The sequence below is a fragment of the Alteromonas sp. genome (assembly GCF_984505615.1).
Genome location: NZ_CFHOXV010000020.1, coordinates 15,949 through 38,733, shown reverse-complemented (window position 1 = coordinate 38,733; position 22,785 = coordinate 15,949). Strand labels below are relative to the sequence as shown.

The window sequence follows — 22,785 nt, the reverse complement described above, 5'->3', positions numbered from 1 at the left end:
CTTATCTCTCCTCTTTGCGGTATTGCGCAGTGCCGGCAACCCGGGTTTCTATTATCATCCGGTCATCACCGAGCATGGACAGTGCAAACAGCACCTCTTCTGCGGTATCACGGTCATGTAACCGGTGGGACGTTAATTCATCAAAGGCGGGGTCGACAATAATAAAATCGGCGAAAGTGCCGGGGTTTAAATTGCCAATTTCGTGCTGAAGTTTATGTGCCACGGCAGCACCTTGCGTCATCAGGTATAAACCGGTTAAGGGACACAATGCTTGTTGCTGCATCTGACACACTTTGTAGGCTTCACCGTAGGTTCTGAACAGGTTAAAGGTTGTACCTGCGCCTACATCAGTGGCCAGAGTAACGGGGACTTTCAAGCTCTTCGCTTTTTGATAATCAAACAAGCCACTGCCCAAGAACAGGTTTGACGTTGGGCAGAAGGCGATAGTCGCCCGCGCGTCTGCCATGCGCTGCCACTCCTGTTCTGTCAGGTGAAGACAATGCCCGAACACGCTGCGCTCCCGCACCAGACCATAATGGTCATACACGTCCAGATAGCCGTTACGTTCGGGAAACAGTTGTTGTACCAACTGAATTTCTTTCTGATTTTCAGACAAATGGGTCTGAATAAAGACGTCGCTGTGTTCAGCGGCCAGTGATCCGAGTAAAGACAATTGCTCACGGCTGCTGGTGGGCGCAAATCTGGGGGTGATCGCGTACAGATTACGCCCCTTGTTGTGCCAGGATGAAATCAGTTGCTGTGATGCTTCATACGCTAGCTGAGGCGAATCGGCGAGGCCGGCAGGACTATTCTGATCCATACACACCTTACCGGTTACCATCGCCATATTTTTTGCTGATGCTGCAGCAAAAAGCGCATCAACGGAACCGGCGTGCACGGTGGGGTAAACTAAGCCGGTTGTTGTCCCGTTTTTTAAAAGCTGACGCAAAAATACGTCCGCCATCGCGGATGCATAGTCCGTGTCGGCGAACTTCTTTTCGGTGGGAAAGGTGTAATTTTCCAGCCAGCTGAGCAACTGTTCGCCATAACAGGCCAGCATTTCTGTTTGCGGAAAGTGCAGATGGCTGTCGATAAGGCCCGGCATGATCCAGTGATTTCTGTGGTCGTGCAACATGCTGTCAGGATAGTCGGATACTACATCGGCAAAGTTACCAATGGCCAGGATACGCTCGCCGCGAACCGCCAGAGCGCCGTCGGGGTAGCACACCGCATCCTGTTGCGGTGAATCTGTTTGCTGCGGGAAATGCAGTATCTTCGCACGGAATAGTTGAATCGTATTACTCACTAACTACCCCGGTAACTGCTGAAGCCGAAGGGTGAAATGAGCAGAGGTACATGATAATGACCGCCACTTTCCTGCATGGTAAAAGCAATATCGACAAACGGGTAAAAGCTTTCGCCGTGTTTTTCTGTCAGGTAATCCTGGCAGTGAAACCGTAATGAGTAAGTCCCCTGAGGGAAATCTGCGTCACCCCAGCTTTTACAGCGACCGTCGCTGTCAGTCATGCCATTAACCTGTTTTCCGTCGGGAAAAGTCAGTGTCAGTGGTAACTGACTTACGGGCTTGCCTGATGTGGTGTCCAGAACATGACTGGATAAAGAAATCATAACCGCTCCTTAACTGTTAATCGCTTTGCTGATACGCAGGCAGGTAATTTTAATCTGCTCTGCTGCGGCATTTTTCAGCTCTGCTTCCGTGCTGTTGTTCAGCCTGTTTTCCAGCGCTTTCAGCATGGTTGTTGCCGGCAGGCCTGAGGCACAAATAATAAAAATAAAGCCGTGCCTGGCCAGATACGCTTCGTTTTTTTCTTTCAGCGCATAAAGGGTGGCATCGTCAGCGTCAGCCGTGCCGCTTTGTTCTCCGGCAGCTAAAGCGCGGGTGCTGGCATATTTGCTGCGCAATGAATTAATGTCACCAATCATGGGGTGGGCGGCAAATGCCTGCAACAAATCGTCCTTTTCCATGGTCTCCCAGACTGCCTTCCCGTGATTTTGTATATCGGCCACATCACAATAAGGGCGTTTGTCCGTCATCATAGATGCCCATTTTTCTGCTGCACAGGTTTGTGAAAACCAGCGCATGGCGTCCTGCCAGGGCAGGGCGTTTAGCGTGTTTACGTTCATGCTGATACGTTATCCTTGTTATCGTTTTCCTGAGTCCGGCTTTGTGTGACGGCAGGTGCAACGGGCGCCGGCCGGCTGTGCAGGCGTTCAATAATCTGAGCGCTGACTGACACAGCAACTTCTATGGGCGTTTTGCCCGGAATAGCCAGGTTACCTACCGGTGAAACAAAGTGGTTATCCGCGGCATCGCCAAGTCCGCGATGGGCGAGTTTGGTACGAAAGCGTCTGGCTTTTGTGTCAGAGCCAATCATGCCCACATAAGGAAATTGATTTATCTTCAGCGCTGTTTCTGCCAGTAAATAATCCAACTGATGATCGTGAGTAAGAATAAGCAGCCAGCTGTCCACCGGAAGAAGAGGGATTTCACCTTCGGGCTGGGGGTCGCAGACTGTTGTCACATTTGGCGGCACATCCAGTTCTGCAAAGGCATCCGGGCGGCTGTCTATCCACTTAATATTCAGAGGCAGTTGTGCCAGAACAGGGATCAGCGCCTGAGCGACATGTCCGGCACCGAAAATGGCCAGTGTCTGACAGTGGCTGACGTTGATTTCGAACAGCACCTTCACGGCTCCGCCACAGCATTGCCCTAATTTACTTGAAAGCGGGTAGGATTCGATATGCTGTTGTGACTGGCCGGTGGCTAAAAAAGCACGGGCTTTTTTTACCGCATCGAACTCCAGATGACCACCGCCAATGGTATCGAACTGACGGTCGCCGGTAACCACCATTTTCGCGCCTTGTTCTCTTGGTACTGAACCCGCCACCGTGAGTACGGTGATCAGCACGTAACCCTGTGCATGCCGGTGGCACCAGCTTACGGCATCAAACCAGTTACGGGGATGTCTCATGATAATGTCTCCGCTTCAGCCTGCTGCAAAGCAGTGATGGCATTGAGTACATTTTCCGGGGTAGCAGGCACCGGCAGAACAGGGTCAACGGTGTAATCACTGAGTGATGAAATGGCATCTTTTAACGCACACCACACCGATATCGCCAGCATAAATGGAGGCTCGCCCACCGCTTTTGAATGGTAAATACTGTCTTCGTCGTTAGGACGGTCGAATAAATCCACGTTCATCACCGGCGGTGTATCACCAATGGCAGGGATTTTGTAGGTTGCCATGTTATTCGACAGCAATTTACCTTCTTTATCCCATTTCAGGTCTTCCGATGTCAGCCAGCCCATGCCCTGAATAAAGCCGCCTTCGATCTGGCCTTTGTCGATAGCCGGATTCAGACTGGCGCCCACATCATGAAGAATATCTACGCGGTCAACTTTATATTCACCGGTGAGGGTATCAACGGAGACTTCTGATGCGGCGACACCATAAGCAAAGTAAAAGAAGGGACGACCGGAACCTGTGGTGCGGTCGTAAAAAATTTTAGGGGTTTTGTAATAGCCCGTTGAAGACAACGAAACCCGGCCAATGTAAGCCGCCTGAATGAGCTCTGAAAACGCAATACGCTCATCACCCAGTATCAGGTGCCCGTCGGCGAACACCGCCTCTTCTGCAGGCAGACCCTTTTGTTTCGCCCAAAAGGCAACCAGTCTGGCTTTCAACTCAAGACAGGCGTTTTGGACGGCTTTACCGTTCAAATCGGTGCCCGATGATGCGGCAGTAGGTGAGGTATTCGGCACCTTATCAGTGCGTGTAGCGGTAACTTCTATATCTGCGAGATCGATACCAAATTCATGGGCTGCAATCTGGGCAATTTTGGTGTGAAGTCCCTGACCCATTTCCGTACCGCCATGATTAACCTGTACGCTGCCATCGGTATAAATATGCACCAGCGCACCGGCCTGATTGAGGTGTTTGGCAGTAAATGAAATACCAAATTTCACCGGCGTCAGAGCCAGCCCTTTTTTAATTACCGGACTGGACTGATTAAAACCGGTGATCGCTTCTCTGCGCTGCCAGTATTCGCAGGATGTTTCCAGTTGCCCAATCATTTCCGGTAGCAGATTATCGCCAATATCCATGCCGTAGGGGGTGATATTCCCCGTCGCTTTGGCATAAAGGTTACGCTTGCGGATAGTGAGCGGGTCTTCTTTTAAGGTTCTTGCGATGCCATCTATCATGGCTTCGGCCACAATCATGCCCTGAGGACCGCCAAATCCGCGGTAAGCCGTATGGGATACATAAGAGGTTTTCAGGCGGTGACCAACAACATGACTGTCACCTAAAAAATAGCCGTTATCTACGTGAAACATGGCGCGGTCGACAATGGCATCAGACAAATCAGCACTGTAGCCACAATTGCCGTTTACAGTGATGTCCGCGCCCTGAATAATGCCGGCTTCATCAAAACCGGTTTGCCAGTGGTTTTCAAAGGGGTGGCGTTTGCCGGTGACACACATGTCCTGAGAGCGGGCCAGGCGGCATTTCACTGCGCGCTGATTGCGCTGCGCAAGAATAGCGGCGATGCACGCCCACTGTGCGGCCTGGCTTTCTTTACCACCAAAACCGCCGCCCATTCTGCGCATATCAACCGTGACCCGGTGCAGCTTTACGCCCAGCACTTCAGCCACCAGTTTTTGCACTTCGCTGGGATGCTGGCTGGAGGTGTAGATCATCATGCGATCTTCTTCTTCCGGCACGGCCAGTGAGACCTGACCTTCCAGATACATATGCTCCTGACCACCAATGTTCAGGCTGCCGGACACTTTGTAAGGTGAAGCGTTAACCGTATTAATGGCGTCCGGGTTACCGAAAGCATGGGTAGGGCGCACAAAGGATTGTTTCCCGAGGGCTTCGTCTACTGACAGCACAGCAGATCCCGGCTTCACAGTAATGGTGCCCCTAAGTGCTGCACGCCGGGCAAGCTCCGTAGTTGTGGCTAATACCGCAAAAACAGGCTGGTCGTGAAACAGGATTTGCTTGTCAGCAAGCACAGGATCGCCGTCAAATACCGGCGCGATATCGGTATGTCCGGGTACATCGCTGACGGTAATAACATCGATAACACCTTCGCTGTCACGGACGGCCTGTAAATCAATATGTTCAATTTCACCGGCAGCGCAGTTGCTTACGCCGATGGCTGCGTACGCGGTGTTGGCCGGTTCGGGCATATCGTCAACATATCTTGCCTGACCGCTTACCTGACGTTCTGCACTTTCGTGCGCCTTGTTTTTACCTAACGGACTGGATGCCGGTGCCTGACGGGCGTCTGCAACCGCCGGGGTTTGAATGAGTTTACGCATGATGTACCACCCGCGTCGGAATAAGGTTGTCCTGCTGATTCTCCAGCCAGAACCGGTGCCATAAATTGCCTAATACCTGTTTTCTGTATGCTGCCGTAGCGCGTACATCATCAATAGGATTAAAAGCGTGCGTCAGAAGATTTTTCCCATCTGACAGTGTTTGTGCGTCGCGCCAGGGCTTCCCCACCAGAGACGCCGCTAAAGCGGTACACTCCACAGGTGTGGCAGCAACACCACCGAATCCGCTGGCAACAGAGGTGATCACACCATCGCTGATCCCCACGTTAAATACGGCAAGCACGGCGGAAATATCATCTTCCATCCGCTTCGATATTTTATACGCTGCCAGATGCTGGTCCGGCTGAGGTAAGGGGATATGAATGGCGCTGATCCATTCATTGCTCTGCAGCGCAGTTTGGCGATAACCGGTAAAAAAGGCGTTTGCCGGAATGCTGCGGGTGTCGCTGCCATTATCCGCCACAATATCAGCGTTCAGCGCCAGCAGCAGTGGCGGTGTATCGCCGATGGGGGAAGCGTTAGCAACGTTTCCGCCCATGGTTGCCTGATTACGCACAGGCAGAGAAGCAAAGCGGGTGAATAATTCTTTTAATGCCGGATAGTGGCTCACCAGCGTTTTCATTGCCCGGGACAAAGGCACAGCCGCGCCGATGATGATATGCGATTCAGTAACGTCCACCTCCTGCAGGCAACGCATCTGACTTAAACTGATGAGTGTTTTAAAAGACTGATGTTTTTGCGTGATCTCAAGGGCCAGGTCGGTACTGCCGGCAACCAGCGTTGCATCCGGGTTGTCTGCAATGGCTTTTTGCAATGCTTCGCGGGTTTCAGGCATGAGTAACTGACTGTCCTCTGTGACGTCTTCACGGCTAAGCGCTTGTAATCTGGCAAGGGTTGTTGCCTGTTGTTCATCGAACTTGTCTGCGGTTTTATTTGAACAGGCATCAATGGTGGCATCAATAATGGGACGGTAACCTGTACACCGGCAAAGATTACCTGATAACGCATCTATCACATTTTCCCGTTCGGGAGCATTATCAGAATGGTAAAAAGCAAAGGCCGACATCACAAAACCCGGCGTGCAGAAGCCGCACTGGGAGCCATTATGTTTCACCATCGCAGTTTGAACAGGATGCTGTGCTTGCAAAGAGGCTAAATCTTCTACCGTGATGAGCTGTTTTCCGTGCAGCGAAGACATCAGCGCAATACAGCTGTTGATGGTGGTGTAGTTAAGGCTGTTGCCATCGTCGGAAGGACTGGCAACCACTACCGTACAGGCGCCGCAGTCGCCGGCTGCACAACCTTCTTTTGTCCCCGTTTTTCGTTGCTGTTCCCTAAGGAAATTCAGCACCGTCATATTCGGGTTGCTCACCTGCAATTCGACAGGTTCATTGTTCAACAGAAAACGGACCATACCGAACTCCATGTAGATTTCAAAATGCTTGAATGCATTACTATATCTGTATTCTAAATTAAAAAGTAGACCATATGGTCAGATTTTTATGTTAAAAAAAGGCCATTACGAGTGGCGTGTATCTTTACGGTGCAATTTGCACGATTTTGTGCACATTTATAGTGCGTGCTTACAAAATTGGTTGTTCTTTAATCAGCGTATCGTCAGCGGCTAAAAATCAGATTCTGTTAACCAACTGCACTTCAGTAGCTGTTTAAAAGATGAGTGCGCAGCATTTCACTCACCCTTACAAAGCCCGTCTGACCTTTGTTTTAAAAATCGCTGCAAGATGTATGCGCAATGTTTTATACGCGCAAGAATATTCTATAAATGAAAAATTTATCACTGATTTAAGCAACTGTGGCACTATGACTGAATAGTCAGGTTTGACCATTTCAAAAGGAACAAAAAGGCGTCATGACTCAAGCATCAAAAGTGGATGCCAGTGTGGGAGCCCGTAACAGGGCGATCATTCTGGCAGCAGCAGAGAAAGCATTTGCTGCTCAGGGATTCAGAGGGACATCTGTTCAGCAGGTAGCAGATAAAGCAGGACTCCCTAAAACCAATGTTTTGTATTACTTCAAGTCCAAGCAGGAACTTTATCTGGCAGTCCTTAAGGAAACCATGTCGTTATGGAATTCCAGTTTCGATAAAGCCACTGCAGATGATGATCCTGCGCAAATGCTGGCAGATTACATTGCCGAAAAAATGGAGTTATCGAGAACACACCCGCTGGCTTCGAAGATTTTTGCCATGGAAATTATCAATGGTGCGCCAAACCTGAATCATTATTTTGATGATGAACACAGCGACTGGATGGCCGGTCGTGTGGCTATTTTAAAAGCCTGGACAGAGCAGGGGAAAATGCAGACCATCGATCCCCATTATCTGCTTTTCAATATCTGGGCGAGCACCCAGCACTACGCGGACTTTTCAACGCAAATTACCCGTCTTCGCGGCGCGAAAATGAAAAAAGCGGATTTTGAAGAAGCCACCAGGCATCTGGTAACCGTTACGTTGACCGGTTGCGGTTTAACGGTACCGGAAAAATACAGGATTGTGACAGCATGAGTGATGTTAGCAACAGTTATCCCCGTGATCTGAAAGGCTATGGTGCTAATCCTCCTGATCCACAGTGGCCGGGTAAAGCCAGAATTGCAGTACAGTTTGTCCTGAATTACGAAGAAGGTGGTGAAAACTGCGTGCTTCACGGTGATGCCCATTCAGAAATTTTTCTGTCAGAAATTGTCGGTGCGCAGCCGTATCCTGACCGCCACATGAGCATGGAATCGCTTTATGAATACGGCAGCCGTGCGGGTTTCTGGCGTCTGCACCGGTTGCTGACAGAAAAAGCGGTACCGGTTACCGTATTTGGTGTCACTATGGCCATGGAGCGTCATCCGGAAGCGGTTGAGGCAATGCTGAATGCCGGCTGGGAAATCGCCAGTCATGCCATGCGCTGGATTCATTTTCAGGATATGGATATCGAAACCGAGCGGGCGCAAATTGAAGATGCGGTCAATCTGCATGAAAAACTCACCGGCAAAAAGCCTGCAGGCTGGTATACAGGCCGCACCAGCCCCAACACGTTAAAGCTGATTGCAGAGCGGGACGATATTCTCTACTGCGCAGATTCTTATGCGGATGATTTGCCTTATTACGATACCCAAAACGGTGCGCCGCTGCTGATGGTGCCTTACACGCTGGATACCAACGATATGCGGTTTGCCACGCCGCAGGGATTTAACAGTGGTCAGCAGTTCTTTGAATATTTGAAAGATGCTTTCGATGTTCTCTACGAAGAAGGCGCCAGCCAGCCTAAAATGCTGTCAATCGGCTTGCATTGCCGTATCGTGGGTCGTCCGGCCCGTATGGCAGCTTTGAAGCGGTTTATTGAATACGTGCAAAGTCATGACAAGGTATGGCTGGCAACGCGGGAAGAGATTGCAAAACACTGGCAAACACACTTCCCGTATAGCGGAGATTAACGTGTTGTGACTGCATAACGGCGTCTTACTGCTTCAGTCTGTGACGCCGTTATCTGTTTGATTCAGTCTGACCGGAAAACAAATCACAAATTTGGCTCCCATACCCAGAGAGCTTTCCACTTTTATTGTCCCCTGAAGTGCATTGGTGACAAGATTATAAATAATATGGGCGCCAAGCCCGCTGCCGCCAGCACCCAGTTTGGTGGTGAAGAAAGGCTCAAAGATGCGCTTTAACTGCTCTTCATTCATGCCACAGCCGTTATCACTGTAAATCAGCTCAATGGTGCTTCCAATTTGTCTGGCATGCAGTGTAATCATGCCCTTTTCATTGGATGAAAAGGCGTGGGTGAGGGAGTTCATAATGAGATTTGTCAGAATTTGTGCGATGGCACCGGGTCTGGTTTCACTGACAATATTTTCAGCGCAACCGGACACGATTTCATGACCGGACTTTTTGATCTGCGGCTGTAACGAGGTGAGAACTTCATTGAGATACTGGTCAAGGTCAATGGTTCTTACCGAATCCTGATTGTGGTCCATGGAGATGTTTTTAAAGCTTTTTACCAGGTTTGCGGCACGGGATAAATTCAGTGACGTGGCAAGGCTGCCTTCCTGCGCTTCTTTGATAAACCGTTGCATGAAGGTTTTGGTCACCTTGTTGCTGTCAAAACGCTGTTCAAGTTCTGCGAGGAGGTGTTCAACATGACTGATTGCCGTTACCGATATGCCAAGGGGCGTATTAATTTCATGAGATACGCCGGCGACCAGGCTGCCTAACGATGCCATTTTCTCCTGTTCAAGCATCTGTTTTTGTGAAAATTTCAGTTCTGACAGTGTGTCTTCAAGGGACTGATTCGTATTCTCCAGCTCTTTTGTTCTGGCAGATATCTGGGCTTTAGCCTGGCTCAGCCTGCGGTTCGACAAATAGATATAAAAGATGACAGAGCAGGCCAGTATAGTGGCAGGCAGCGCCCACATAACAATGGTCAGGGTATCGGTGCCGATCTCTACGTTCACACGCAGCCATTTATTTTTTAATGCTTCCCGTTCCTGCATATCCATGGCGGCAATGGCTTTATTCAGCATGCTGACAAATTCAGACCAGTCACTTCTGACGCCTATGACTATTTCATCGGCATAACCTGTAGCTCCGGTTATTGCAAAGCTTTGATTTTCGCTGTCAGCCGCTGCTGCACTGATCACCGCAAGATTGCCCAGTACAGCATCAATCTTACCGGCTGAGAGCGCAGAGAACGCCTGACCGGTTGTTTTAAAGCGCCTGAATGTGAGGTCTGCGTGCTCTTTCTCCAGCTTCTCTGCAAGATGGTTATTCATAATGCCTACTTCTTTTCCGGCAAGTTGCCACAGGTTGTTTACCGGCGGTTGACTGGTGCTGGTGGCTATGACCACAGGAAAAAGCAAGTACGGATCGGTATAAAGGATATCTGTGGCAGGCTGCAGAGGTTTAATCAGAGCCGGCATGATGTCCAGAGACTTTTCTTTCAGACGCTGTTCTGCAGGGACACCGGTTTTCGTTATTGTCAGCTCTGCCGGTATTCCTAACTGGCGGGTAAAATGACGGATGAAATCTGCACTTAAACCACTGAAGTCTCCGTTTTTGTTGAGGAAGCTTAACGGCCGCGCCTTAAAATCATCGCCTAGTCTTATAGTTTCTTTGGTTTTTAACCAGTCACGCTCTTCTCTTGTCAGGCTGATTTGCTCTGCGGCATAAAATGAATCGTTGGAGTTTTCTCTCAGCCATTTATAAATCAGCGCACTGCGCGTACTGGCTGGCATAGTGGCAAGGGCTTTATTCACAACCTGCATAAACGGTGCGGCCTCAGGACCGGCAGCCATATGAAGTTCTGCATTGCCATATTCAGTCAGAAGACCATTCACTTTAATATTGGAAATAAAATGTTTATCCAGATACCAGGCTACAGATGCATAATTGCTGACAAGCAGATCCGCTTGCCCTGAGGAAACAGCCATAATGGCTGCTTCTAAATCCGGCACTTCGATAATGCGAAGGTCAGGGAGCAGGGCTACGCGGGCCGCAAGGATCTCATCGTCTTCAGGTACTGCCAGTGTGCGGTTTCCGGTATCCTGCAGACGACTTATTTGCGCTGTATTGGGTCTTGAAAAAAAATACTGCGATAAAGACAAATAGCTGTCGGAAAGAAGAAGACTATCAGGTCGGGTGTCTTTCGGATTTATTACCGGCATCACATGGATTTGCCCCTTAGCGGTAGCCTCTTTGAGGTATTCGGCGCTGTCACTGCGGATTATATTCATTTGCGAACCCGTCTGGCTTGCCACATAGCGCAGCAACTCAATGGCAAAACCTGTGCTGTTGTTGCTTTCATCTGTGTAATTGAATGGCACATTGTTGGTTTCACCGGCAACGTTTATCACCGGATATGCCGCTAACCAGGCTTTTTCCTGTTCAGTCAGCCGGAGTGGTTCTGAAACGGCATCTGTGTTCAGGATCTCGCTGAGGGTAAAATCGTGGCTAATCAGGCGCGGGTTTCTGATCAGTGAGCGACCGTCAAAATGAATACCGTCCGGTTGCAGTTGAAAAAAGGGCAGGTAACGGGTGAGATCATCCGGTGTCGCTGTAATCATTAAAGAATCAAATTCAATTCTCTGGCTGTCAAAATCCACTCCGTTAAGATAATCATGCAGCATCACGACTGCCCAGGCGCCATCCATAAAGTGACCACCTATACTGACCACGATCTGGCCCGATTCAAGATAGTCAGCCGTCGGTGTATCCCAGTCGACACCGCCGACTGCCGGCGGGTCAGCGATCCCCATTTCAGCTATTTTATCCGCCACGCCTTTTGCTATAAGATCGCTCACACACCACACTTCTGTGATATCCGGGTTATCCATCCAGGCTTTCTCAAAAATTTCACCGGCTTCGGCTTCACTCCAGTAAGCGTACTCAACCCGAATCTGCTGTATCTCAGGGTGCCTGTCTGCATAGGCCTGTAAACCTGCAAGGCGGCGTGTTGAGGAAGGATCGCCGGGCTCTCCGGCTATGGCGAGTACATTATGGCTGTCTACGGTGCGGTGAATATGTGTAAAGCGGCTTAGACCACTGATCAATCGCTCTCCGATGGAATAGTCATCCGCAGTAATGCTGCCCAGCCAGTATTTGAATTGTTTTCGTGGCTTAAGGGTTGAGTCCGGCATCCGGTTATTTATCAATATAGACGGAACTTTACGCTCTTCTGCCAGCGCCAGAACCTCTTTTTCTGCATCACCCCAGGCCTGAAAAATCAAACCGTCAATATCACTGTCCAGGGCTTCTCTGGTCATTTGCCGCATTTTTTCCGGCGATAGATTGAAAGAAAAAACGATGAGTTCGACGTCAAGATCTTCTGCAGCTTGCTCAGTCATGCTGAGAACGCGCATCCAGAATGGCGTGTCGTTGGGAAGAAGGATGGCGATTTTCAGCTTATCCTGACTATGGGAGTCAGGCGCAATCTTTGCATCCTGTGCCGGTGCAAAGAATGGTAAACAGATAAGAAACAATAAAAATGCCGGAATAAAAAACGGAAAGTGTTCACGTTTGATGAGTGGACCGGCTCCCGGATTTTTGCACTGCACAATTAATCCTGTCTGTTTGACTTGTATCCCTGTTGTTAACTTTTAAACATAGTTTGGCTTATCAAAAATTAAAAGTTTTTTTAGGTAAGGTTTAATAAAAAGCTGGCAGCACTTTTATCTCATCAAGGAAAATGTATGTTTAAAACCCGCAGTATGGTCACCTTACTCCTCACTCTTCCTCTGGTAACCAGTTCCATGGCAGCCGGTATCACCCGTTTTGCCTCATCATCGCCGGATGCGCCTTTTTCTGTTGCCACTCAGGTGGGCAATACCGTGTATCTGTCCGGTCAGCTACCTCTGGATAAGCAAGGCAAGATGGCAGATAACATGACGGCTCAGGCCCGCCAGGTCATGGATAATGTTAAGTCGGCAGCAGCGGTTGCCGGCCTGACAATGAATGATATTTTTAAATGCACGGTAATGATTGACGATATCAGTCAATGGGGAGACTTTAACAAGGTATACGTTACCTACTTTGAAAAAGGCAAGTTACCTGCGCGCAGCGCTTTCGGCGCTGACGGTCTGGCGATGGGAGCTATGCTGGAAGTGGAATGCATGGGCTACAAGCACATGGAATAAACGCGTTGCCCGCGACGGTGGGGTGAAAAAACAAAGGAGTCCGCTGAGGGACTCCTTATTTCTTTTATTTCAAATCAAAGATGTATCTGAGCAGGAAAACCAGCGCGAGAATATAGGTTATTTTACTCACTTCTTTGTATCTGCCACTGCCGGCCATGGTGACCACATAGGTAATGAATCCCAATGCAATACCTTCTGAAATACTAAATGTTAGCGGCATTGCCAGCAGGGCCACGGAAGCGGTTGCCAAAGCGCCGAGATCATCGAAATCAAGCTGGCGGATGGAATCCATCATCAGGATCCCCACCATGATGAGTGCCGGTGTCGTTGCCATCAGAGGAATGACTTTCATCAGCGGAGTCAGGAATAACGCAAACAGAAAACACAGTGCAGTAACGATGGCAGTTAATCCTGTACGGCCTCCTGCGGAAACACCCGCAGCCGACTCCACATAACTGGTGACCGGTGATGTACCCAGTGCTGCACCGGCTACACTGGCGGTCGCATCAGCGGTCATCGCACTGCCAATTTTAGGCAATTTGCCCTTTTCATCCAGCAGATTAGCACGTCGCGACACGCCGATGAGGGTGCCGATGGTGTCGAACATATTCACAAACATTAATGCAAAAATCAGGTCCCAGGTTTCACCAAAATGTTCGATGGGATACCAGATATCCATAGCAAAGAAAGTATCGTCAATGGGATCCGGCATGCCGAAGAAAGCATCGGGATGGTTGGTGAGATAACCGTCACCGGAGGGGATGAATGTACCGGCAACGGAAAGAATAATGATAGAGAGCAGAATGCCCCCTGTAACGTTGCGCATTACTACCACGATGGTCAGAAGAATACCGGCAAAAGCAAGCAGTACAGCAGGGTCGGATAAATCTCCTAAGCTGACGAACGTCGCCGGATTATCCACCACCAGACCGGCATTTTTTAATCCGATAAAAGCGATAAACAGACCGATACCGCACTGCACGCCGACTTTCAGTGAGGGCGGTACAGCCTCTGCAACTTTTGTGCGTACGCCGGTTAAGGTGAGCAAAAGAAACAAAATGCCGTTCCAGAATACGATACCCAACGCCGCTTCCCAGGGAATGTCACGACCCATACAAATGGTAAAAGTAAAAAACGCATTCAGGCCCATGCCGGGAGCCAGTGCCACCGGGTAATTTGTCATGGCAGCCATCAGCAAACTACCCACACACGCGGCGAGGGCCGTAACAGTAATAAGGCCTTCTACGGGCATACCGCTAAGCCCCAGAATGCCCGGGTTTACGACCAGAATATAAGACATCGCAGCAAAGGTTGTTAAACCGGCGATGACTTCAGTTTTAACATTTGTACCATGTGCCTGCAGCTTAAACAGGCGTTCCAATAAAGCGTGTGACATGGGGTCTCCCCGGATTATTCTATTTATGCGTATTATCTGAAGCCGGATAAAGCAAAATCCTGACCACTTAGTCAGAAATGGTTCGTTTTGTGCTTGCTTTTCAGCTTGATACAGTAGTGCAGTCCGGCCAGTGATTGATTTGCCGGAAGTTTATGGAAGGCGGTGCCGGAAAGGAGCAGGCTTTTCATAAACTTAAGGGGCGGGATTGTAGCAAATTTTCAGTTGTTACAGATACAATACTGTCACGATAACAGGTGAAGTTGCACCACGAGTGCAATAGTGTGTTATTTTGGTGCAGACCACTAAGAAAAAATACTCCGTGCATTGCCGTTGTGTCAACGGAGAGGAAAATCCATTATGTCGCTAAAAACGTTAATCCGTGCTCTGCCTAAAGCAGAACTGCATTTACATATCGAAGGTACATTGTCACCGTCTCTGATGTGGGAGCTGGCACAACGCCATGGCGTAGAATTGCCGTATCAGTCTGTTGCGGATATCGAAGCTGCTTATCAGTTTTCAGACTTGCAGAGCTTTCTTGATTTGTATTACGCCGGTGCGGATGTGCTGCGTACTGAGGACGATTTCTATCAACTGATGATGGCGTATCTGCTGAAATGTAAGGAAGAAAACATTGTTCATGCTGAGATCATGTTTGATCCGCAAACGCACACGGAACGTCATGTATCTTACCGGACATTTATGACGGGTTTCCTGAAAGCCATCAGAGAGGCGCAGGAAGGCTGGGGAATGAGTGTGAAACTTATCCTCTCATTTTTACGCCATCTGAGTGAAGAGTCAGCCATTCAGACATTGCAGGATGCAGAGCCCTGGTACGACAATATTGATGCAGTGGGTCTGGACAGTTCAGAACTGGGACATCCTCCTGAAAAGTTTGAACGTGTCTTCAGTCAGGCCCGATCCCTTGGTTTTAAAGTCGTCGCTCATGCCGGCGAAGAAGGGCCGCCTGAGTATATCTGGCAAGCTATAAATCTGCTCAATATCGACAGGATTGATCACGGTGTACGGTGCAGCGAAGATGACGAGCTGCTGGCGCTCATCAAACACAGGCAAATCCCCCTAACAGTTTGTCCGCTGAGTAACCTGAAACTGTGTGTCATAGATGATATGGCGAAGCACAATATTCTGTCGTTACTGGAAGAAGGACTGCTGGTAACAGTAAATTCTGACGACCCCACGTATTTCGGTGGTTTCATGAATGAGAACTTTTACGCCCTGGAATCTGCACTGGGGATGAATGAAGAGCAGTTACGTAAGCTGGTGAAAAACAGTTTTACAGCCAGTTTCCTGTCTGAGGAAGAAAAGCTTCACTGGCATAATGCTGTGGAAGCAGTGCAGTAGCACGTCAACGGAATCAACAATTAAAAATGGCGCAGTCATGACTGCGCCATTTTTTTAATGCCTGACGTCCGGGTTTAGCGGGCCGTTTATTCTCCCGGGATGTGTTTCTGATATTTATCCCAGTTTTCAACCAGTTCATTTATCACCGTACTGCCAGCAAGATAGGCCGCTTCCAGTGACGGTACCATCGCCGCATAGCCACCGTTTTCACGTTCCATCGCCAAATTCTCTGCGGCAGTCAGTCCTTCCGGCTGCATAGTGAAGTTACTTGCTGTGCGCAGCACCATAAAACGGTTCTTGTCGGCTTTACCCGCACGGTCCAGATAAATCATCGACTGGTAACTGCCGGTATCTTCCATACCGGAAGTCATGAAGTTGCCTTCACCACGGGTCCATAATGATACCCAGTCGTTAGCCCAGTCATTCAGCAGTTTACCATGCCAGAAAGTGGAAGCCGCCAGATGATCACCGATCATGACTTTTGGCGTGGTCCGCGCGTTGGGATAGTTTTTATAACGTGCACGCAATTCAGCCATGGCTTCAGTGTCCATAAGTTTCAGCGATTTCGTCATATTGAATGCCCATTCACTTAAACCGGTATTCAGCTTGTACATTTCGCCGTTAACAGCCGGGCGGCCGGCATCGGTTTGCGGACCGTTTGCGAATAAAGGGAAATAGCCTGAAGGCCAGTCAGCAGGTATTTCTCTGGCATCGATTTCATGGGCAAGATCACCATCCACCAGATGGCGTGTCCAGACTGCGGAACCGATTGTACCGTCCTCTGGATCCATGCCGGCAATACCGGCAACCAGCCAGTAGGCTTCGGTTAAGTCAAAACGGGGGTCCAGCCCCAGTGCCATAATGGCTGCAGATGCACGTGCAGTGCCCATGCCTGTTACGATGGCAAGCACACCTTTGTCTTTATTGGCGTAGATGTCGTGGAAAGACTGGGGAAAAGGAAAACGGGTATCCAGGCCATAACGTTCTTTCCACATTTGAAATTCGCCGGCTTTGTCACCTTCGTCTTCACCGATTTCAAACATCGTAACGACCACGGCTTTCACTTTTAACGGTGCAGCAGCGTGGCTGAGGGTGGTAAGACTGAGAAGGCAGAAACCAAGAATAGCTGACACAGTATTTTTCACAAATAACTCCTTGTTGATGCAGCAATCGTCTCAGAAGAAAACAGAAGGTACTGCACATATTAAAACGGCATGCGAATGCATGCCGTTACGGTACGTATCAGTTTGATCAGAACTTATAACCAAACTTCACGTTGAAGTGACGGGGCAGTTCAGGTAACACGATTTGGCTACCGAACAGGTCAGGGAAGTTCGCGCGGAAGTAGCGCTCATCCGTTAAGTTTTTAACAGTGAAGTTGATATCCCATTGCTCTGTCTGGTAAGACAGACCTGCGTTCACCAGCGTATAGGCCGGCAACATCACTGAACCGGAGAAACCTGAAGGTGCTTCATCTGCATCAATGATGCTGACACTGCTGGCAAAACCATTCTGGAAGTCATAAGTGGCTGTCAGTGTGTAGATGTTATCCGGAATACCAGCTTTCTTGGCTTTCGGGTTGCTTGTACCTTCACCAACCAGGTTCAGACCGATAACATTACCGCCCAGTACCAGTGAAGGATCTTCCAGACCAGTGAGGTCTTCCAAGCCCAGGAAGCCAAACTGGCTGCCATTTTCACGGGCTGTCAGGTTGATAACTTCAACATTGGTGTAACCGGCAGAAACAACCAGGTTTTCATTTACTACCCAGCGCAGTTCTAACTCGACACCTTCGTTGTGAGTTGTCGCATTTGTTACGATGGCCTGGCTGTTGTAGTCAGTACGTTCCTGCTCATAAACAGACAATGCAAAGTACAGGCTGTCGTCAAGGAATGAACCTTTAATACCGTATTCGAACAGGTCTGATGTATCAAATGCACCACTGCCATCAGCATTGTTAAGCTGACCCACGGTAATTTCAGCACCCTGACCGGCAACCAGTGTCGCCTGTTCAGCTACTGTAATGTATGGGATCAGGCCCCATGGTGTAGTGTAAGAGATACTGGTGTTCCAGGACACGCCATCAACAGTTTCTTTTTCAGTGATTGGTGTAGTACTACCTTCTACAATCTGTTCTGCAGGCAGTTTCAGATCTTCGCGGGACGTACTTTCGATATCAATCGTGTCGTAACGCAGACCCAATACGATGTTCAGACCGAAGTCCCAGGTCAGGTCTGTCATTGCTGCAAAACCTAAATCCAGGTAATTACCTTCGTCATAGTTGTCGTAGTTCATGCCACTGCGGGTTGCCAGTAAACGGCGGTCCAGTGCAGAAGACGGCATGGTCAGGTCGCGACGGTTAAAGTATTCATAAGTGAAATCATCACCGTGCAGGAAGTCGGTATAGCGGATTGAAGGCGATACCTGGAACTGTGCAAGCAGTGAGTTGGTTTCATATTCCGTAGAGAATACTACTTTGTCTTCAATTACCCAACTGTCGTGGAATTGAGAGAAACCGTAGGCATTTTCGTTGATGTTGTCATAGCCGTCGTAGAAAAACTGGTTCTTAATTTCCCAGCTGTCAGCGTAATAGATAACATCGAAATAGAAGGTGTTGGCTTCATTGACCAGCTGGTCGTCAGGCGCTACCAGCGTTTGTGAACCACTTAGTGTGGTAGTACCCACGTTTTCCAGCGCCATCAACTCTGTGGCTTCTGAATCAGTGAAAGAAGCTGCCGGTACATAGAAGAAGCTGTTACCCGCCAGATTCACTGCGCCGTATTCTTCATGGGAGATAGAACCGTCACCGTCTGTATCCAGAGGTTGAGCAGTACCGGTAATATAAGTACCGTTGTCTACCAGCTCCTGAGTCAGGCGGTTCCAGCCTGCTACCTGGTTACCATCGTACTTATGGTACATGCCACCGAATTCAACACGCAGATTATCGGTTAAATCAATGTTGAATGAAGCCTGCAGGATAGACTGATCTGTGGCTGAGTTTTCATAATAACTTCCTGAATTCTCAACTTCACCGTATACGTAATAACCCATTTCTTTGCCTGCGATAGAAGCCGGACCGCCAACTTCAGCAGTTACAATGCTTTTATCCCATGTTCCGTGGGTATATGACATAGCGCCGGTAGGTGCATCCAGATACTGACCGGATGATGCACGGGCTGATTTAGGGTTAAAGTTCAGGTAACCACCAATTTTAGACGGGCCGTAGATAGGAGAAGCAGGACCACGAACGATGTCTATACGGCTTGATGCACCGATAGGGGTAGGATAGTTACCAGGGTTATCAAGACGCTTCATGCCACGGAAATAAGCTTCACCCGGGTTACCACGCACATCCAGTGAACCTGCAACACCGAAGAATGACTGGGTAAATGTACCCGGTGCGAAGGCCACAAGTTCATCAATGTCTGACACATTGAAACGCTCCATTTGCTCAGAGCTGATGGTTGAAGCCGAACGCGGTGTCTCTAAAATTGATTTACCGAAACCGAATACGGCTTCAACGTCCTGGCCAGGTAAGCTGCCCAGTGAACCGGTCACTTCAATTTTTTCAACTTCTTCATCAGAAGGAGTATTTGCTTCCTGAGCAAATACCGACGCCGGGGCTAAAACCAGGCCAAATGCAATGGCTTTAGCAAGCGGAGATACCGCAAAAAGAGTGTGTTTCATGTTTTTCCTCTGTTTTAGTAATCAGCCTCTACGGGCGGCTTAAACGTAGCCAGACCAGCAGAAGCACATTAGGTGCCAATAAGTTGTCCGATTGGTCAAGAAAGTTATTTGGTTTAACTTAATGATTTTTATAATTATTTTTTAGTTATTATTATTTTGGCAGAAAATTTATCGTGCAAATTGATTTCAGATGCGTTAATTTGCACCCTCATGGTGCGAAAGGCGCGTATTCTGCACCAGATCGGGATCTAATTTCTTTTGTTCTTTTGGTGAATTGTCAAAAACGTGTTTTTTTGGTAATGGTTTGCCAGTTTCCGGCAAAATCACATCCAGAAATACCGCAGTGATCCCCGCCATGGTGACCGGTGAGGCAACGATGTTTGCCAGCCAGTCCGGAAAACCATTCGTCATCGCCGGTACCATCATTACACCCATACCCATTCCCAGCGCCGACGCTGTTATCAAACTGGTTCGTCTGTCCAGAGTTTGCTGCATCAGAATTTTCAGACCGCCCACTGCCACCATAGCGAACATGACCAGTGTGGCGCCGCCAAGCACGGCTTTGGGAATCGCCTGAAGAATTCCGCCGATAACGGGAAAGATGCCTGACAGCAGATAGAAAATGCCGATAGCAATGCCGACGCGTCGACTGGCAATACCGGTTAACTGAATCACACCATTATTTTGACCGAAAGTGGTATTGGGAAATGTGTTGAAGCAGGCTGCCAGCACTGAGTTTATGCCATCACCCAATATGCCGCCCTGAATACGTTTGATATAGACCGGGCCTTTAATAGGCTGATTACAAAATACGCTGTTAGCCGTCAGATCGCCGGCGGTTTCCAGGGCACTGAACAGGTATATTAACGCGACGGGCAGGAAGAGGCTGAAGTCGAAAGCAATACCGTATTGAAAAGGAGCCGGAAACGCCAGAACGGGCAGGTCTGACAAATGAGAAAATGACACATTGCCGAAGCTCCACGCACACAAAGTGCCCAGCGCCATGCCGATAAAAATGGCACTTAGCCGAAGCCATAAGTTCGATGATGCATTAAGGAAAATGATGATGAACAGCACGGATAAACCCAAACCAACATGGTTGATCTGACCGAAATCAGTGGCACCGAAACCGCCGGCGAGGTCTGTCATGCCTACTTTAATCAGCGACAAGCCGATAGATGTAATCACAATGCCGGTGATGACGGGGCTCAGCAGACGTTTAAGACGGTGAATAAAAAAGCTTAAGCCCACCTCTACCAGGGCGCCGGCCATAGAAATGCCCATCAGCATAGCCATTACTTCATCGTCGCTGCCCCCGCGGCTGCGCACTGTCGTGCCGGCCAGTATAAGCGCACTGACAAAAGCAAAACTGGTACCCTGAACGGCAACCAGTCCGCTGCCTATACGGCCAATTCGTTTGGTCTGAATCACCGTTCCCATGCCAGAGACAAACAATGCCATACTGACCAGAAACGGGATGTGTGATTCCAAACCCAGTGCAGCGGCGATAATCAGTGTGGGCGTAATTACCCCTACAAAACTCGCCAGGACATGCTGAAATGCTGCCGTGGAGGTTTTCAGCAGGTTAGGGCGGTCTTCAAGACCATATAACAATTCAGGGTTTGCTGACACTGTCCTCTCCTTGAGGTGACGTGCATATTTGTGGTTCAAATTTGCAAATGAACTGGCGGGGTGCGGCATAGCCGGGCAGTGCTTGCTGACTGATGACTTTCTTCTCAAATGCATCCAGATGCTGGTTTAGACGGCTAAGCAGAGGTGTCTTTTCTTCATCTGTCAGGAAACTGAACTGAACAGAGTTATTTACCAGAACACGCAGTTCCTGCCATGAAAGGTTAAACTGAGACACGGCGACATAGAATTCATCGGTGAGCGTAGAATCCCACATACCACGGTCATCCGTTGATAAGGCAACCGGAATACCGGTGCGGAGATATTCGGCGAAGGGGTGCTCGCTGTACTGGCTTACATATTCAAGTAACAAATTCGAAATCAGATTAATTTCAATCAGGTAAGGACCGTGACGCATCAATAGCAGGGTGTCCGGATCGGTAATGGTATTTAAACCGTGGCCAATTCTGTCAGCGCCCAGTAAGAGCGTATCGCGGACATGGCGGTTAGGTTCATCTACTTCACCGGCATGAATTGAGAGCGGGATAGCAGGATATTGTTGACGCAGGGAGCGAAAGGTAGACAGGAAACGTAAAGGGTAGCCTTTGTCGTTGTCTTCACGGCCGACAAGGTTAATGCCTCTGTAGATATCCCGGTGAGCGTCGACAAATGCGTAAAGCGACTTCAGGGTGTCTTCAGCGTCGGGCAGAAAGCGCAGCAGCGCATACTGGAATTTCACTGTCACGCCGGTTTTGACAGCCCGTTCACTGCTAAGGGCTGCCTGCATAATGGCTAAAGCCTCTTCGGCAGAGTATCCGGTCCCGTCGGGTTTGAGCATGCCGTGCACGCCAGCCTGCGTTTCCAGATACTGCACATTTTCTCTGGCATAGGCTTCCATGTTCAGCAGCAATAATTCACTGATCAGAACAGGATTGCGGGTCAGATCATTTAACCGTTGCCAGTGGGTCTGAAAGAACTCATCACGGCCTTCACCCTCTTTATCCAGTCGCAGGCTGTCGAGGAAAGCTTCTTTCTGACTGGCGGTTAATGCAGCAAGGGGCGTATAACCTTTCTTTTCGCATTCACTGAGGGATGCAAAAGTTGATGCCTGTATGGTTTTAAACAGCAGGTAAGGGGATGCCGGTGAAAAGGCATTGGCGTCGAAGCCGTCACATAATGTCAGACGGGTTCGGGTGAAGTACTCATAACCACCGTTACGCTTAGTATCAGTCGCCAGTTCCCACCACCACTCACTAAAAGCAGCGCCGGTAAGATGATGATGTAAATCGCCGCCCTTGGGCATGGCATGAAGAAAGCGGTAAAGTTCTGCGGGCGTAGCGGTTTGTTTAAAATTTCGAAACCAGTTGTTCATGTCCGCAGGGGACGATTGCGCAAAAGACAGGTTTGCCTGCAGAAGAATAATCAGACAAAAAACAATGTGATATGAACAACGAAACACAGTAGCAAATTCTCGGTAATTGAGCGTTAATTTGCATGACAGGATTGCAATAAACTGACCAAGTGGTCATGTTATGGTGTAAGTTTTTATCTTATTGAAAAATATAGGTAAATTTTTTATTTAATAAGTCAATTCAGGTAAAGGGGGAAAAGCACGGAAAACGGGTGCACTTGTTTGGTGAATTTGCTCTTCTTTGGGGAGTTTGCTCTGCTCAAGACATGTACGGGTGCAGCGGGGCGGGTATAAAAAAGCCCC

16 protein-coding genes are annotated in these 22,785 nt (G+C 49.0%); 4 read left to right on the top strand and 12 right to left on the bottom strand.

Annotation, left to right across the window (positions count from 1 at the left end; all coding sequences use genetic code 11):
- Position 1: 1 nt before the first annotated feature.
- Genes guaD through xdhA form a run of 6 tightly spaced genes read right to left on the bottom strand, consistent with a single transcriptional unit; the run spans position 2 to position 6,779 of the window.
- Positions 2-1,294, bottom strand: a complete 1,293-nt coding sequence (gene guaD / locus AC4PME_RS12205; protein ID WP_491224044.1) for a guanine deaminase — start codon at positions 1,292-1,294, stop codon at positions 2-4.
- A gap of 11 nt (positions 1,295-1,305) precedes the next feature.
- Positions 1,306-1,629: a hydroxyisourate hydrolase gene (gene uraH / locus AC4PME_RS12200; RefSeq protein ID WP_491045552.1), complete on the bottom strand. Its 324-nt coding sequence runs from the start codon at positions 1,627-1,629 to the stop codon at positions 1,306-1,308.
- A 9-nt stretch (positions 1,630-1,638) separates the two neighbouring features.
- A complete protein-coding gene (gene uraD / locus AC4PME_RS12195; RefSeq protein ID WP_491045551.1) occupies positions 1,639-2,145 on the bottom strand; it encodes a 2-oxo-4-hydroxy-4-carboxy-5-ureidoimidazoline decarboxylase in 507 nt (168 codons plus the stop codon).
- On the bottom strand, positions 2,142-2,993 hold the full coding sequence (gene xdhC / locus AC4PME_RS12190; protein WP_491045550.1) for a xanthine dehydrogenase accessory protein XdhC: 852 nt from the start codon (positions 2,991-2,993) through the stop codon (positions 2,142-2,144). The genes uraD and xdhC overlap by 4 nt, the downstream gene beginning before the upstream one ends.
- Positions 2,990-5,347, bottom strand: coding sequence for a xanthine dehydrogenase molybdopterin binding subunit (gene xdhB / locus AC4PME_RS12185; RefSeq protein ID WP_491045549.1), 2,358 nt, complete (start codon positions 5,345-5,347; stop codon positions 2,990-2,992). The genes xdhC and xdhB overlap by 4 nt, the downstream gene beginning before the upstream one ends.
- A complete protein-coding gene (xdhA, locus tag AC4PME_RS12180; RefSeq protein ID WP_491045548.1) occupies positions 5,340-6,779 on the bottom strand; it encodes a xanthine dehydrogenase small subunit in 1,440 nt (479 codons plus the stop codon). The genes xdhB and xdhA overlap by 8 nt, the downstream gene beginning before the upstream one ends.
- A gap of 456 nt (positions 6,780-7,235) precedes the next feature.
- Here xdhA and AC4PME_RS12175 point away from each other — a divergent pair, with 456 nt between their 5' ends.
- Both AC4PME_RS12175 and puuE read left to right on the top strand, forming a co-directional pair.
- Entirely contained in the window at positions 7,236-7,889 is a 654-nt protein-coding gene (locus tag AC4PME_RS12175; protein WP_491045547.1) for a TetR family transcriptional regulator C-terminal domain-containing protein, read from the top strand.
- Positions 7,886-8,806, top strand: a complete 921-nt coding sequence (puuE, locus tag AC4PME_RS12170; protein WP_491045546.1) for an allantoinase PuuE — start codon at positions 7,886-7,888, stop codon at positions 8,804-8,806. Before AC4PME_RS12175 ends, puuE begins: the two co-directional genes overlap by 4 nt.
- A 33-nt stretch (positions 8,807-8,839) precedes the next feature.
- On the opposite strand, the gene AC4PME_RS12165 is transcribed toward puuE, so the two are convergent.
- Positions 8,840-12,421 (bottom strand): transporter substrate-binding domain-containing protein, encoded by a 3,582-nt coding sequence (locus AC4PME_RS12165; protein ID WP_491045545.1) that lies wholly within the window; start codon positions 12,419-12,421, stop codon positions 8,840-8,842.
- Between the two features lie 135 nt (positions 12,422-12,556).
- Between AC4PME_RS12165 and AC4PME_RS12160 the strand changes: the two genes are divergently transcribed.
- Positions 12,557-13,000: a RidA family protein gene (locus AC4PME_RS12160; RefSeq protein ID WP_232373357.1), complete on the top strand. Its 444-nt coding sequence runs from the start codon at positions 12,557-12,559 to the stop codon at positions 12,998-13,000.
- Between the two features lie 64 nt (positions 13,001-13,064).
- Here AC4PME_RS12160 and AC4PME_RS12155 read toward each other — a convergent pair whose 3' ends face one another.
- Entirely contained in the window at positions 13,065-14,396 is a 1,332-nt protein-coding gene (locus AC4PME_RS12155) for an NCS2 family permease (protein WP_491045544.1), read from the bottom strand.
- Positions 14,397-14,753: 357 nt separating this feature from the next.
- On the opposite strand from AC4PME_RS12155, the gene AC4PME_RS12150 reads away from it, so the two are divergent.
- The gene (locus AC4PME_RS12150; RefSeq protein ID WP_491045543.1) at positions 14,754-15,755 is read left to right on the top strand and encodes an adenosine deaminase; all 1,002 of its coding nucleotides are present in this window, start codon (positions 14,754-14,756) and stop codon (positions 15,753-15,755) included.
- 86 nt (positions 15,756-15,841) lie between these two features.
- On the opposite strand, the gene AC4PME_RS12145 is transcribed toward AC4PME_RS12150, so the two are convergent.
- The 4 genes from AC4PME_RS12145 to AC4PME_RS12130 all read right to left on the bottom strand — a co-directional run bounded on the left by AC4PME_RS12145 (position 15,842) and on the right by AC4PME_RS12130 (position 22,443).
- Positions 15,842-16,900 carry a purine nucleoside permease gene (locus AC4PME_RS12145; protein ID WP_491045542.1) on the bottom strand — a complete coding sequence of 353 codons (1,059 nt, stop codon included), beginning with the start codon at positions 16,898-16,900 and terminating at the stop codon, positions 15,842-15,844.
- Between the two features lie 106 nt (positions 16,901-17,006).
- Positions 17,007-19,442, bottom strand: a complete 2,436-nt coding sequence (locus AC4PME_RS12140; protein WP_491045541.1) for a TonB-dependent siderophore receptor — start codon at positions 19,440-19,442, stop codon at positions 17,007-17,009.
- 195 nt (positions 19,443-19,637) lie between these two features.
- Entirely contained in the window at positions 19,638-21,074 is a 1,437-nt protein-coding gene (locus tag AC4PME_RS12135) for a uracil-xanthine permease family protein (protein WP_491045540.1), read from the bottom strand.
- Positions 21,058-22,443 (bottom strand): adenosine deaminase family protein, encoded by a 1,386-nt coding sequence (locus tag AC4PME_RS12130; protein ID WP_491045539.1) that lies wholly within the window; start codon positions 22,441-22,443, stop codon positions 21,058-21,060. The genes AC4PME_RS12135 and AC4PME_RS12130 overlap by 17 nt, the downstream gene beginning before the upstream one ends.
- Positions 22,444-22,785 lie beyond the last annotated feature (342 nt).

Coding starts and splice junctions, on each gene's coding strand:
- uraH (WP_491045552.1), bottom strand. CDS start 1,629: ATGATTTCTTTATCCAGTCATGTTCTGGACACCACATCAGGCAAGCCC.
- uraD (WP_491045551.1), bottom strand. CDS start 2,145: ATGAACGTAAACACGCTAAACGCCCTGCCCTGGCAGGACGCCATGCGC.
- xdhC (WP_491045550.1), bottom strand. CDS start 2,993: ATGAGACATCCCCGTAACTGGTTTGATGCCGTAAGCTGGTGCCACCGG.
- xdhB (WP_491045549.1), bottom strand. CDS start 5,347: ATGCGTAAACTCATTCAAACCCCGGCGGTTGCAGACGCCCGTCAGGCA.
- xdhA (WP_491045548.1), bottom strand. CDS start 6,779: ATGGTCCGTTTTCTGTTGAACAATGAACCTGTCGAATTGCAGGTGAGC.
- AC4PME_RS12175 (WP_491045547.1), top strand. CDS start 7,236: ATGACTCAAGCATCAAAAGTGGATGCCAGTGTGGGAGCCCGTAACAGG.
- puuE (WP_491045546.1), top strand. CDS start 7,886: ATGAGTGATGTTAGCAACAGTTATCCCCGTGATCTGAAAGGCTATGGT.
- AC4PME_RS12160 (WP_232373357.1), top strand. CDS start 12,557: ATGTTTAAAACCCGCAGTATGGTCACCTTACTCCTCACTCTTCCTCTG.
- AC4PME_RS12155 (WP_491045544.1), bottom strand. CDS start 14,396: ATGTCACACGCTTTATTGGAACGCCTGTTTAAGCTGCAGGCACATGGT.
- AC4PME_RS12150 (WP_491045543.1), top strand. CDS start 14,754: ATGTCGCTAAAAACGTTAATCCGTGCTCTGCCTAAAGCAGAACTGCAT.
- AC4PME_RS12140 (WP_491045541.1), bottom strand. CDS start 19,442: ATGAAACACACTCTTTTTGCGGTATCTCCGCTTGCTAAAGCCATTGCA.
- AC4PME_RS12130 (WP_491045539.1), bottom strand. CDS start 22,443: ATGAACAACTGGTTTCGAAATTTTAAACAAACCGCTACGCCCGCAGAA.